This window comes from Natrialba hulunbeirensis JCM 10989 (assembly GCF_000337575.1).
In the GTDB taxonomy this organism is placed as follows: Archaea; Halobacteriota; Halobacteria; order Halobacteriales; family Natrialbaceae; genus Natrialba; species Natrialba hulunbeirensis.
In genome coordinates this window covers 22984-36399 of the sequence record NZ_AOIM01000037.1, presented here as the reverse complement: position 1 = coordinate 36399, position 13416 = coordinate 22984, and the positions used below count along the sequence as shown (strand labels likewise).

The 13416-nt window shown below is 63.6% G+C and carries 12 protein-coding genes; 7 read left to right on the top strand and 5 right to left on the bottom strand.

What is annotated here, in order from left to right:
* The first annotated feature begins 76 nt into the window (after window positions 1-76).
* On the top strand, window positions 77-1471 hold the full coding sequence (locus tag C483_RS13680) for an ABC transporter substrate-binding protein (RefSeq protein ID WP_006653953.1): 1395 nt from the start codon (window positions 77-79) through the stop codon (window positions 1469-1471).
* A gap of 82 nt (window positions 1472-1553) precedes the next feature.
* Window positions 1554-2063 carry an RDD family protein gene (locus tag C483_RS13675; protein WP_006653952.1) on the top strand — a complete coding sequence of 170 codons (510 nt, stop codon included), beginning with the start codon at window positions 1554-1556 and terminating at the stop codon, window positions 2061-2063.
* 58 nt (window positions 2064-2121) lie between these two features.
* On the opposite strand, the gene C483_RS13670 is transcribed toward C483_RS13675, so the two are convergent.
* Window positions 2122-2742 carry an NUDIX hydrolase gene (locus tag C483_RS13670; RefSeq protein WP_006653951.1) on the bottom strand — a complete coding sequence of 207 codons (621 nt, stop codon included), beginning with the start codon at window positions 2740-2742 and terminating at the stop codon, window positions 2122-2124.
* 315 nt (window positions 2743-3057) lie between these two features.
* On the opposite strand from C483_RS13670, the gene C483_RS13665 reads away from it, so the two are divergent.
* Window positions 3058-3846, top strand: coding sequence for a PHP domain-containing protein (locus C483_RS13665; protein ID WP_006653950.1), 789 nt, complete (start codon window positions 3058-3060; stop codon window positions 3844-3846).
* 177 nt (window positions 3847-4023) lie between these two features.
* On the top strand, window positions 4024-5106 hold the full coding sequence (locus C483_RS13660; protein ID WP_006653949.1) for a GNAT family N-acetyltransferase: 1083 nt from the start codon (window positions 4024-4026) through the stop codon (window positions 5104-5106).
* Window positions 5107-5122: 16 nt separating this feature from the next.
* Here C483_RS13660 and C483_RS13655 read toward each other — a convergent pair whose 3' ends face one another.
* Entirely contained in the window at window positions 5123-5536 is a 414-nt protein-coding gene (locus C483_RS13655) for an Lrp/AsnC family transcriptional regulator (RefSeq protein WP_006653948.1), read from the bottom strand.
* 102 nt (window positions 5537-5638) lie between these two features.
* On the opposite strand from C483_RS13655, the gene carA reads away from it, so the two are divergent.
* Window positions 5639-6715, top strand: coding sequence for a glutamine-hydrolyzing carbamoyl-phosphate synthase small subunit (gene carA / locus C483_RS13650; RefSeq protein ID WP_006653947.1), 1077 nt, complete (start codon window positions 5639-5641; stop codon window positions 6713-6715).
* Window positions 6716-6816: 101 nt separating this feature from the next.
* Here the strand turns inward: carA and C483_RS13645 are convergent, their stop codons facing one another.
* On the bottom strand, window positions 6817-7590 hold the full coding sequence (locus C483_RS13645) for an SIMPL domain-containing protein (protein ID WP_006653946.1): 774 nt from the start codon (window positions 7588-7590) through the stop codon (window positions 6817-6819).
* A 166-nt stretch (window positions 7591-7756) separates the two neighbouring features.
* Here C483_RS13645 and C483_RS13640 point away from each other — a divergent pair, with 166 nt between their 5' ends.
* Window positions 7757-8614, top strand: a complete 858-nt coding sequence (locus C483_RS13640; protein WP_006653945.1) for a universal stress protein — start codon at window positions 7757-7759, stop codon at window positions 8612-8614.
* Window positions 8615-8689: 75 nt separating this feature from the next.
* Here C483_RS13640 and C483_RS13635 read toward each other — a convergent pair whose 3' ends face one another.
* Window positions 8690-10312, bottom strand: coding sequence for a formyltransferase family protein (locus C483_RS13635; RefSeq protein ID WP_006653944.1), 1623 nt, complete (start codon window positions 10310-10312; stop codon window positions 8690-8692).
* Between the two features lie 176 nt (window positions 10313-10488).
* On the opposite strand from C483_RS13635, the gene purB reads away from it, so the two are divergent.
* Window positions 10489-11877, top strand: coding sequence for an adenylosuccinate lyase (gene purB / locus C483_RS13630; protein WP_006653943.1), 1389 nt, complete (start codon window positions 10489-10491; stop codon window positions 11875-11877).
* A gap of 306 nt (window positions 11878-12183) precedes the next feature.
* Here the strand turns inward: purB and C483_RS13625 are convergent, their stop codons facing one another.
* The gene (locus C483_RS13625; RefSeq protein ID WP_006653941.1) at window positions 12184-13272 is read right to left on the bottom strand and encodes a M20/M25/M40 family metallo-hydrolase; all 1089 of its coding nucleotides are present in this window, start codon (window positions 13270-13272) and stop codon (window positions 12184-12186) included.
* Window positions 13273-13416: the final 144 nt, after the last annotated feature.

Sequence of the window (13416 nt, the reverse complement as noted above, 5' to 3'; positions counted from 1 at the left end):
TTGTTAGCTTGAGGCCGATCCATCCGTTACTCTGCTAACCCAAAGAATAATATATTGAAGCTTGGTATCATACCACGTGAGCAGAGAGAACCTACACACCCGACGCCAGCTACTGGGGGCAGCGGGTGCAGGCACGGCAGCAGCGATCGCAGGGTGTCTCGGTGGTGAGAACGGATCCGACGAGATCCACTTCTACACCGATTACAGCACGGAGGGCTGGCAAGATCGGTGGGAGAACGACCTCATTCCGGCGTTCCAAGACGAGACCGACAACACTGTCAACCCGGAGTATGCGGGCTTTCAGGGCGACAGCGAAGAGCGGCTGATGAACCTGATTCAGGCCAACGATCCGCCAGACATCCACGTCGAGACGTTCTACACGGCCGCAGACATCTGGGCACAGGGCATGCTCCAGCCCATGTCCGACACCCTGGCAGCCGTCGAGGAGGTAAACGGCGACATCAACGTCGAAACCTTCGAAGACGAGGAGGGCGTCGTCAGCCAGGGCGATACGTTTCACGTCTCTCACGGCGGCTACACCAACGTCCTCGTCTACCGCGAGGACATCTACGAGGCACTCGGCCTCGAGGTGCCCGAAACCTGGGACGAACTCGTCGAGAACGCCGAAGCCATCGACGAAGCCGAGGAGTTCGACAGCACCCGTGGGTTTGCGACGCAGGCCGGCGTCGTCGGCCAGAGCCGTGAGCTGTTCTGGATGTTCCTCTACCAGAACGGCGTCGACACCCACCAGATGGAAGACGGCGACGTCGAAGTCTGGGTCCCAGAGGAGGAAGCGATCGAGGCCCTGGAGTACCTCGAGGAACTGTCCCAGTACTCGCCTGACCCATCGAATCTGAACTGGGGCACCTCCCTCGAACAGTGGGTACAGGGCCGTATCGGTCAGATGTACCACGTCAACGGCTGGGCGGCGGGCGTGGCGGCGGCCGAAGGTATCGACCCCATCGCAGAGAACACGGCTGTCGCCCCGCTGCCGCGAAATGACATTCCGGTCGAAGAGTCGTACATGACGTTGCCGACCGGCAACGGCTACATGGTGTTCGAGGACGGTGACGACCCCGATGGTGCCGTCGAGTTCATCGAGTGGCTCTATGCGGACTCGATCGAGCGGACGGCATCGCTGTTCGAACAGGAGCCGATGCGGCTGTTGCCGGCGTACGACGACGTGGTTACCTCCGATGCCTACGAAAACCTGGACTACTTCCAGGAGTGGCCCGAGCACCTCGAGATCAACCAGCAGATTCAGGAGGAAATCGTACCGACGTACGGCCAGAACGTCGACGAGAGCCCGACCACCGGTGCGGAGCAGTACGCCCTGAGTGGCTACCACTACGCGGACATGATGAACCAGATCATCGTCGGCGACGCGGATATCGAGGAAGCGCTCGCGGACGCGAAAGAACAGGCCGAAGAGCGCCTCGAGGAAGGCAAAGAGCTGACTGGTGGCTGGTGACGACACACCGACGCCATCGCGGCGAAACCGAACGAACAACGGTCTCTCGTGATAATCGGTCGTCGTACTGATACTGATACTGATGAGGATTCCGGATCTCTGGCCGACCTCCCAGCCGCCGACGCCACGTCTCGAGACCGCCGGTCGACAGCTGCTGGCCGACCGTGCGCTGGCAGCCCTGCTCGACCTCCTGCTCTGTTACGTGTTGTTCGTCGCTCCACTCGTCTACATCGCGCTACTCGTGTCTCCCCAGTTCGGCGCGCTTGGCCCGGTCGCAGTCGCGATTTCGCTCGCGCTGTTGATCCCGATCAACCTCACGTACACGTTCCTCTTCGAGTGGAAATACAGTCGGACACCGGGGAAAGTCGCCCGCTCATTGATGGTTACGACAGAAGCCGGTGAGCCGTGTACGCTGCGAGCGAGCGCAGTTCGGAACCTCTGTCGGTACATCGACGGCCTTGGCATCCCGCCGCTGATCTACGCCGTTGGCTTGCTCACCGCTGGCGTCTCGTCGACCGGACAGCGCGTCGGCGACCGGGCGGCAGATACCGTCGTCGTCCGCTCCGGTACGACGACAGACGCGAACAAGTAGCCGGACACGAGTCCTACCACGCGGATCGTCTGTTTCTGATCGACGTCTCGAGACGCCGCTACTCGAGTCCCGACTCGTTCTGCGTTCCACTCTGCGTATCTCGTCGCATTGCGATCTCGAACCACGGACAGAGACGGAGTTGTCGGTACCACTCAGGGTTGTCGACAAGGCGGTCGTAGGGCACCCACAGCAGTCCCGCCACTTCGTCCTCGTTCGGATCGAGGTCGACGTCGGCCAGCGAGAGCTTCAGCACGGCACAGACCTCGTGTTCGACGCCAGCGTTCTCGAAGTAGCGCTTGTACTCGAAGCGGTCGGTGACTCGCAGGTCGTCGTACTGGTCGGGTGTAATGCCGAGTTCTTCCTCGAGTCGCTGGCGGGTCGCCTCCTCCTGACGCTGGCCCTCGACGGGGTGGGAGGCGACGGTTCCGTCCCAGTAGGATCCCCAGAGACGCTTCTCGGGGGCGCGCTGGGCGAGCAGGACGTTGTCGTCCCTGTCGAAAACGAGGGCAGTGAACGCGCGGTGGCGGATGCCGTCACCGGTGTGGGCCTCGAGTCGGTTGACGGACTCGAGTGCGGTGTCGTCTTCGTCGACGGCGATCACGTCCTGTGTGGCGTTTTTGTGGGGGACGTTGTCGGTGTGCTGTCCGTGAGCGTCCCGCCGTTCCTCGTGGTTGGCCATAGGACACATATCGCAATGGATCCTGAAACCAGTACCGTCTGCTGCTGTTGGTTCTTGTTCTTATTTTTCATCCGCTAGCCGTTAGCCCCCTGTCCGTCAGTCCGCGTTCCTCATCTGCCATCTCTCATTATCCGCCATCTCTTGTCACCCGCTATCTCTCGTCATACGTCATCTCCCGTCACCCGTCTATCGACACCCTGCCACAAACCACCACGGTCGTCCAGGGACCGTACGAGCCAGTGTAGTCGCCCTGGCGCAACTGCAGCCACCGCCGCAAGCGAACACCGAAATACGACCAGATCGTACTGTCTCGCAATGTTCGCGGTCGATCTCCACGCGCACACGCGGTTCTTTCACGGCCGGCGAGCACTCGGCGACCGATTCGATCCCATCGGTGTCCGTCTGCTCACACAGACCGCCGCCCGACGCGGCCTCGACAGCGTCACCCTCACGAATCACGACTACAACACGCGCTTTGGATCCGCTCTGGGCGGTGCAGCGACGATTCCTGGCATCGAAATCTCGACCACTCATGGACACGTGCTCGTCATCGGTCCCGATCCGCCGCGCGAGACGGTGCCACTCGAGTACACTCCGAGAGAGGTCGTCGAGAGAGCACACGAACGCGGCTGTGCGGCGATCGTCGCCCATCCGTACCGTGACAGTGACGTGCTGAGCGAACGGTTTGCGGACGTGCCGTTCGACGCGGTCGAGATCAACGGGAAGCACCCACGTACGCGAGCGCTCGTCGAATCGCTGGCCGCGGAGTGGGAGCTCCCGATCGTCGCGGGCAGCGACGCACACGTTCCGTTCGAGGTCGGGCGGGCGTACACGATGATCGATGCGCCGGCGTTGACGCCTGCAGCGGTTGCCGAGGCGATTCGTGATGGGCGGGTACAGCCCCGTGTCGCGGACGGGCCGTTCGATTCGGCACTCCGACAGGGGTACCAGTGGGTTCACGCCCGAAAGCATCCGGACAGTGTGCTGGCCGAGTCGCGGGTGGCACTCGAGCGGCGCGCGATGCAACAGGCGACTGAGTCGGAAACAGAGATGGGGGCGGAGCCAGAAATAACAGCGACGGCAGAGATCACTCCCTCACAGTAACCACCCCAAACAGCGACGACAAAGTTGAGTTCTGAGCCGCCATCGGCCGTTCCGAGTCGACGCCAAAACGCTCTCGGCCGGTCGGACAGGGAGACCGTACAGCACCAAGGCCGAACATACGTCGCTGTACGAGGAGATGACTTAATCGACCACACCTCCGAGAACCGCGAACGACAGATGTCCTCGCAAGCGACAGCCAGCACCCACTCGAGTCGATCCGAGACAACCGATTCACAGTCGGGGCTCACGGTTGCCGCCGTCGAGACGATCCGGGCGATCGATCGCGACCGCTGGAACGAGGTGGTCGAACGCGCCGACCTCGGGACGGTGTTTCACCGCTACGAGTGGCTTGCAGCGGTCGAACTGGGGATCGGCCATCCGGCCAGACACCTCCTCGTCGAGAAGGATTCGAACCTCATCGGCGTCGTCCCGAACTTCGTCGTCCCGATTCCGAAGACGCCGTTTTCCCGACTGACCTCCATCTATCCCGGCTTCGGCGGCCCGTTACTGACGACCGACGTCGACGACTCACTCTCGCTCGTACTCGAGATGATCCCAGACTGCTGTTCGCGGCGGACGATCGTACACGGAATCCGAGCCTGCAACACGAACTTCCTCCGGTACGACGGCGCGCTCTCTGCGGCCGGCTACGAATCGAACCGTGTCGGCGGGCGCTTCGTCCTGCCGCTTTCGAACGGGTACGATGCGGTCTTCGAGGGGATGGAAAGTTCGAAGCGCCGGGCGATCAGACGAGGGCGAGAGACCGATCACGAGATCGTCGAGGCCGAACTTACACACCAGGAACTGACGCGCTTCTACGAGCGGTACCGCCAGCACATGGAGAGCGTCGGCGGAGAAGTCTATCCCCGCGCGTTCTTCGAACAGTTACGGGAGATGGAGGATCGTATCCTGCTCGCTCAACTCTACGTCGAGGGCGAGTACGCCGGCGGCTTTCTCGAACTGCTCAACGACGAGCGAAACACTGTCCACGGCTTCTTCGCGGCGATTCCACCGACGTACTTCCAGTACTACGCCTCCGAACGGCTCTACGACTACGTGTTTCAGTGGGCGATCGAAAACGGCTACGAGGCGTACGACTTCGGCGGCGGTGGTGCGGACTTTCGGGACGGTGCGTTCACGTTCAAGGAGGAGTTCGGCGGCGAGTTGGTTCCGAACGTCTACTGGGAACGCGGCAGCAATCCAGTCTGGCCACTCATTCGACGCGGGCGGACACTGTATCAGCGTGCTACCGACGGCTGAGTTCCGCCACTCGCGTTCAGCCGAGCTGTTCGTCGAGAATGAGCCGCGTTTTCGTACTGACGACCTCCTCTTGATCGCGTGCCTTGGTGATCAGGTCGTTCACACCGCGCGTGTCCGCGGCGTCGACGACGAGGACGACATCCTGCTCGCCCGAGACCATCCAGACGAAGTCGACTTCCTCCCACTCGGCCATCCGTTCGGAGATGCCTTTCGTGTCGACGTCGACCGCGACACTGATCTCGAGCATCGCCTTCACGTTGCCAGTGTGCGTCGAAATAGTAAAGCGCTCGATGACATCGTTGTCCATCATCCGCTCGACGCGATTGCGCACCGTCCCCTCACTCGTCCCGACCTCGTCTGCGATTTCCGTGTACGGCGTTCGGGAATCCCGGCGCAGGATGTCGAGGATCGATCGATCGAGTTCGTCCATAGAGATCCGACAGTACGGAGGTGGTACACTTACCCATTACGAAATTCGTAACTGAGCTTCGAAGACAACACTTATGGCGGTGTGTCCAATACGTAGTTCGTAATGACAGCAGCCTACGTTGCGCTGGAGGGCGGGCACGTACTCGAGGGACGTGGTCGTGCTTCAGGAACGGCTCGCGGCGAGCTGGTTTTCACTACCGCATACACCGGCTACGAGGAGAGCCTGACTGATCCATCCTACGAGGAACAGATTCTCACCTTCTCGTACCCACTGATCGGCAACTACGGCGTGCGATCGGAACGATTCGAGGACGACCGCGTCCACCCACGCGCCGTGCTCGCAAAGGAACTCACCGAGGACGTCGCCGACTGGCTCGAGACGGAGGGCGTGCCGGCGGTCGACCACCTCGACACGCGAGACGTCGTCACCGACATTCGCGACGGCGGCGCGATGAAGTGCGGCATCGCCGTCGGCGAGGACGTGACCGAGGAAGACGCACTCGAGCAACTCGAACAGTGCAAGGCGATGAGCGACCACACGGACATCGGCGCACAGGTCAGCGTCGACGAGCCAACCGTCTACGGTGCGGACAACGACGGCGAGACCGTCGCGCTCGTCGACTGTGGCGCGAAGGGGTCGATCGTCGACTCGCTGCTCGCCCGCGACGCGACGATTCACGTGCTCCCCTACGACGCAGCCGTAAGCGATGTCGAAGCCGCCGATCCCGACATCCTGTTCATCTCGAACGGTCCCGGTGACCCGGCGAACTACGAGCAGGCAATCTCGCTCGTCGAGGAATTCGTCGAGGACACGCCCGTCGCCGGCATCTGTCTCGGCCAGCAGATCGTCGCCGAAGCGCTCGGCGGCACGACGGCGAAGATGGACTTCGGTCACCGCGGCGTCAACCAGCCGGTGCTCGATCTCGACTCCGGCCAGGTCGTCATGACGACCCAGAACCACGGCTACACCGTCGACGAACCCGGCGACTACCTCGAAGTCACCCAGATCAACGTCAACGACGACACGCCGGAAGGACTCGACGGCGTCGACCACGACATCATCACCCGCCAGTACCACCCCGAAGCGAACCCCGGCCCAGAAGACACCCTCGACTTCTTCGACAACGTTCTCGAGATGGCTGCAAGCCCGACACAGCGAGCGGTTCCGGCCGACGACTAAGGGAGCCCGAGCCTGACAGCGGTCACACTCGAGTCGCTCCGGTCGTCGATCCGTCCATTTCTCCCACCACTGCACGAACTGACAGAAATTCCGACTCGTGCTTAGTCTCCGGCGTCTGAGAACCCGTACTCGACCGTCGCACTCGCCGTGACACTCACCGGATCCGCGTCGATCTCGGTCTCGGGTGCGGCGTCGGCAGCGTCATCCGTCTCGTAGGCCACGTCGTGGCGAACCGTACTCACCCGCACGTCGCTCGTCGTCACCGCCGTCGTGCCAGTGAGTTCGACGCCGCGGTTCGAGGCGATGTGCTCGGCCTCCTCGTCGGCGGTTGCCAGCGCGTCGTCGATCGCGTCCTTGCGAAGTTCGGCACGCGTCTCGTCCCGAACCGTGAAGTTCACTCGACCGACGTCGTCAGCGCCGGCGTCGACTGCGGCGTCGATCACTTCGCCGACGCGCTCTACGTCATCGAGCGTCACCTGGTAGGAATGGGTTCCGACGAACTCCTCGACTCCATCCTCGCGTCTCGCCGCCGGCGAGGGGCGGACGCTGTACTGCCCCTCTTCGACTCCATCCTCGGGAATCCCGAGGTCGTCGAACGCTTCCCGTAGCTGTTCCGAGCGGGTCGCCAGATCGTCGCTCACCGCGTCGGCTGACTCGTCGACGCTCTCGACCCCAATGCTCATCGTCGCCCGGTCAGGCTCTGTTTCGACCTCGCCGTCGGCGGTGACGGTGATCGTGTTGTCAGCAGTGGTCGTGTCCACATCTTCGCCCGCTTGCGCGGGATCGTCCGTACTCGAGAGCGCGTTACCGAGACACCCTGCCGTCGTCGCTGCGACACCGACGGTCGATGCCGCGAGGAACTGTCGTCGATCCATACGCTCTCGACACGTGCCAGTCAGATAATGATTCGTCAAGGTCAAAGCGCTCTTTCAGCGTGCTGTGGCCGCTCCGGTGGCATAGACGGAGATTATCACCGTCTCGCACGAACTGGAACGCCACAGAGCGTTCTTACCGGTCGACGGTGTGTGTCGACACGACCGTATGGCAGACAGGCTGCTCGTTCCTATCGCGAACCCCGAAACCGCCGACCGGCTGCTCGATACCGCCGTCGACCTCGCATATGACCGCGACCTCGAACTCGTCGTCCTGTCGGTGGTTACCGTTCCGATGCAGTTGTCACTCGAGCACGCCCGCGATACGCTCGACATCGAAGACGAGGAGGCGCTGCTCGCGGACGTGGTCGAACGGGCGCGCGGCTACGGCGTGAACGCAACCGGCCGGATCCGATTCGGCCGCAATATCGCGGATGGAATCTGCCACGTCGCCGCGGAACTCGACGCCGCCGCAGTGCTGGTCGGCTGGCGCGGCCGACCACAGCGTCGTGACGTCGTACTCGGAAGTCACATCGACACGGTGCTGGCCAACGCGCCGTGTGACGTGCTTGTGAAGCGGATCGATAGAACCGTGACCGACGTCGAATCGATCCTCGTCCCCGTCGCCGGCGGCCCGAATACCGAACTCGCGGCCGAAACCGCCGGATCACTTGCTCGCGCCTACGATGCACGAGTCGAACTGCTGACGGTGGTGCCAACGCGAGACGACGAGCAACTGACCGATGCGCGGACAATGCTCACGGAAACGAGTTCGTCGCTCGGCGTTGTCGACTCGGTGACGGAGACGGTACTCGAGGGCGACGTGACCGAGACGATTCTCGAGCAGGCGACGGCGCACGACGCGGTGGTTATCGGTGCTGCGGAGAACGGCCTCCTGAGGAGCGTGCTCGTTGGTGACGTTCCCGAGACGGTGGGTCGAGAAGCCGAGAGCGCGGTCATCATGGCGAAACGCTACCAGGGTGTGTCGAAGACGGTGTGGCGGCGGGTTCGTGACCGGCTCCGGTAGCGGCTGGCGAAACACAGAAAGAACGAACAATAGCCTTCCAGAACGCGCTACTCGAAATTTCGGCAGGGTCAGGAGTCAGTCGTGTCGGAACGACCGCTGCCCCGTAAACGCCATCGCGATGCCGTGCTCGTCTGCCGCCTCGATCACATCGTCGTCGTTGACCGAGCCGCCGGGCTGGACGACCGCCTCGGCCGCTTCCTCGATCCCGTCCGGGAACGGGAAGAACGCATCCGAGGCCATGACCGCGCCCTCGGCGTCCTTGCCTTCGGCGTGCTCGTCCGCCTTCATCGCCGCGAGGCGGACTGCGTCGACGCGAGACACCTGTCCCATCCCGATGCCGACCGTCTCCGTGCCGTCCGTGAAGAGAATCCCGTTCGACTTCACGTGCTTCAGTGTCTGCCACGCGAACACCATGGACTCGAGTTCCTCATCCGTGGGTTCACGCTCGGTAACGACCTCGAGGTCGTCGACGGCGATGGTCTGCAGGTCGCGTTCCTGGACGAGTCGACCGCCGACGAGTGGCTTCTCGGTGAATCGCTCGGTCGGTTCGTCGGCCAGTTCACCAACGTCCAGAACGCGCAGGTTCTCCTTCTCGAAGAGCACGTCGAGCGCGTCGTCGGTGTAGCCGGGTGCGACGACGACCTCCTTGAACGAGTCGATGATCTGCTCGGCGGTGGCGGCGTCACACTCGCGGTTGAGCGCGACGATGCCGCCGAAGGCGCTCATCGGGTCCGTCGAGAGGGCCTTCTCGTAGGCTGCAGCGAGGGAGTCAGCCGTGGCGCAGCCGGCCGGGTTGGTGTGCTTGATCACCGCGGCAGCGGGTTCGTCGAACTCCTTGATCAGGTTGAGCGCGCCGTCGGCGTCGTTGTAGTTGTTGTACGAGAGGGCCTTCGCGCCCTCGTTCAACTGGTCGGCGTGGACGACGCTGGCCTCGTCACAGGTGTAGTCTGCGTAGACCGCGGCGTTCTGGTGGGGATTCTCTCCGTACCGAAGGGTGTCCGCGCGGTCGCTCGAGGTGAGGCGTCGTGCCGGTAGTTCGTCGCCGTGCTCGGCGTCGGCGGTGTCCGCTTCGACCGTCACCTCGCCCGCGGCGTCGTCGACCTCGACGGCTCCCTCAGTGAACCACTTCACTGCCCGCGGGTACGCGCGGAACTCGCCCTCGTAGAGCACGCGCTCCTTCAGACTCTCCGGATCGTCGCCCTCGTAGATCGGAATCGGTTCCTGGGTGACGATCGGCCCGCCGTCGACCTCGCTCTCGACGACCTCGCCGTCTCCGTCGGTCGCGTCGGTAACCACGTGGACCGTACAGCCCGTCACCGAGACGCCCGCCTCGACTGCGTCGCCCCAGGCGTCCATCCCCGGGAACGACGGCAGCAGCGACGGGTGGACGTTCAGCGTCGTCGGTGCCGCATCGAGGAACGTACTCGAGAGGATGCGCATGTAGCCGTCGAGACAGACCAGGTCGAACTCGTAGTCGGACAGAGCCTCGAGGACTGCCTCCTCGTGCTCCGTTCGGCTCATGTCGTCCGCGAGCGGGACGACCTCGGTCGGAATCCCGCGCTCTGCGGCGGACTCGAGTACCGGTGCGTCCGCGCTGGTTGCGAGCACGACGGCCAGTTCGGCGCCGCCCGGTCGGCGGTCGGCGATGTTCAACAGGTTGCGCCCTCGGTTGCCGGCCATCCCGGCGATTCGCGTCATGGGTGTACGGCCGCCCGCGAGGGGGAAAGTGGTTGCGGTCTTCATCCGCAATGTATGCACATGGGTGCATCAAAAATCACCTATATCATGTTTTGTTCGAGGAGGTATACACAGTCGTGGCCGAACCGCACTCGCGTTTCGACACTCTTTTGCACGGCGCTGGAAACTCTCGGACAATGACCGACACCGACGCACTGTACGCGGTCTCGCCGCTCGACGGGCGCTACGGCAACCGAACGGAACGGCTCTCGCCGTACGCCAGCGAGGCCGCGCTCATGCGCGCTCGCGTTCGCGTCGAAGTCGAGTACCTGATCGCCCTGGCCGACCTCGAGGCGACGCCGCTCGAACTCGACCTCGACGAGCGCGAGACGCTTCGGGGGCTGTACAAGCACTTCGCCGAGGAGGACGCCCGGCTGATCAAGAAACTCGAAACTACGGGCCACGAGGAGTTCGAGGCGACGAACCACGACGTGAAAGCCGTCGAGTACTTCGTCCGCCACCGGCTGCCCGAGGACAGCGACGCCTCCGCGTGGATCCACTTCGGGCTGACCAGTGAGGACGTGAACAACCTCGCCCACCGGCTGCTCGTCCGCGACGCCGTCGACGAGGTGTTGCTGCCGGCACTGTACGACGTGCAGGATACGCTCGCCGAGATGGCACGCGAGTACCGTGATCTGCCGATGCTCGCACGGACCCACGGCCAGCCCGCGACGCCCACGACTTTCGGCAAGGAACTGGCCGTCTACGCCGCCCGACTCGGAAAAGCGACCGGGCAGATCCGCACGGCGACAGACAACCTCTCGGGCAAGCTCGGCGGCGCGTCGGGAACCTACGCGGCCCACATCGCCGCCTACCCCGACGTCGACTGGCAGTCCTTTGCCGCCGAGTTCGTCACCGGCCTCGGACTCGAGTTCACCGAACTCACGACGCAGGTCAACCCCTGTGACGACCTCGCGGCGCTGTTCGACGCGTTCGGACGCGTAAACAGCGTGCTGCTCGACCTCGATCTGGACATGTGGCTGTACGTCTCCGACCGTTACCTCGGCCAGGAGGCCGTCGAAGGTGAGACGGGGTCGTCGACGATGCCCCACAAGGTCAACCCGATCGACTTCGAAAACAGCGAGGGCAACCTCTCGAAGGCCAACTCCGATCTCACGTTCCTCGGCGACTACGTCACCACCTCGCGGCTCCAGCGCGACCTCTCCGATTCGACCGTCAAGCGCAACATCGGTGCCGCCTTCGCCCACTGCCTGATCGGCTACTCGAAGACCGCCGCCGGCCTCGAGAAGGTCGTCCCCAACGAGCACGTCATGCGCGAGGCACTCGAGTCCACACCAGAAATTATCGGCGAGGCAGTCCAGACGATTCTCCGCCGCGAGGGCCAGGAAGATGCCTACGAACAGGTGAAGGCGCTCACCCGCGGGAAGGACGTGACACTCGAGGACTTCCAGGAGCTGTTCGCGGACCTCGACGTGGACGAGGACGTGCGCGAGGAACTCGCCGAGCTGACACCGGCGGGATACACCGGTATTGCGGCTGGGCTGGTCGACGACATCGAAGACTGAAACGGCATTGGCGACTGAGACGATACTCGCCGCTAACCGTCAACCGTCAACCGTCAACCGTCAACCGTCAACCGTCAACCGTCAACCGTCAACCGTCAACCGCCAACCGCCAACCGCCAACCGACGAACGTCAAACCCGTGAATCAGTACCGATTTGGCGCTCGACTCCCAACGCTCGACTATGGTCGAGCGCCTCTTCCCCGAAATCGCCACCGCGATCCTCTTTCTCATCGCGATCCTGTGCATGATCGCGCTGTTGTACATTTCGACGCGGTGGTGAGCAGTGTTCTGCGGTACCGCTACCGCTCAGCCGACGAGCCCAGCCAGCGTCTTCTCGACTGCGTCAGCCGCAGCCTCGACAGCTGAGAGTCGCACGTACTCGCGCTCGGCGTGAGCGACGGCACCCTCTTCATCTGCGAGAACACCCGGACCGAAGACGACCGTCGGCGCGTCGGCCGCGAAGAAGCCAGCCTCGGTTGCCGCCCCGAACGGCCGCACCTCGCCGCCGCTTGCGTCCTGCAGCGTTCGCACCAGATCGGCCTCCTCGTCGGTCACGAACGCCTGGGGGAACGGCGTATCGGGGCGGATGAGATCGACCGAGACATCGACTGCGAGGTTGCTCGGCAGCCGATCCGCGAGAAACGCCTCCAGTTCCGCACGGAAGGACTCGCTCGTCTCCGGCGGGACGCTCCGACGATCGAACGTGAGCCGACAGCGCTCTGGAACGCGATTCGACGCCTCGCCGCCCTCGAGTACGGTCGGCGTTAGCTTCGGCTCGCCGAGCACATCGTCCGCACCGGGGCCCGCGACGGCGTCGTACTCGCGGAGGGACTCGAGTACGTGCGAGAGCGCGTTGATCGGGTTGTGTGCTACGGGAACGCTCGCGGCGTGGCCGCTCTCGCCCTCGATGGTGACGGTGCCCTCACACTGGCCGCGGGCGGCGATACAGACGTCGAGGCCGGTCGGTTCGCCGATGATGTAGCCGTCCGCCGAGAGGCGGTCCTGCAGTCCCGCAGCGCCGGTCATCAGCGTCTCTTCGTCGGTGGTGATCGCGAGCGTGAGCGTCCCGGTTTCGGGTTCGGTTCGCAGGAAGGCAGCGAGTAGCGCGGCGAGTGGCCCTTTCGCGTCGCAGGCCCCGCGTCCCCGGACGACGCCGCTGTCGCGCTCGTAGGGGACGTGTGGCGGGACGGTGTCGATGTGGGTGTTGAGGACGATGTGCGCACCAGCGCCTGTGTCGTCCCCGCGCGTCGCCAGCACGTTCCCGAGGTCGTCTACCTCCGGCTCGAGGTCGGCGTCTCGAAGCGTCTCGAGCAGGAACTCGCGCATCTCGACGACGTCATCGTGGGACGGAATCTGCACCGCGTCGGCGTGGAAAGTCTCAATGTCGAAGTTCATAGCATCTTAGATCGACTGTTGCTAGCGTCGACAACCGACGATACCTGCAGTTTTGGTTGGGGAGTGATAAGCGCGTTCTTCATCGTCTGAAAAAGAAACTGCGGACGGACGATTACCTCGAGTGATTTCTGCGGACGAACGCTC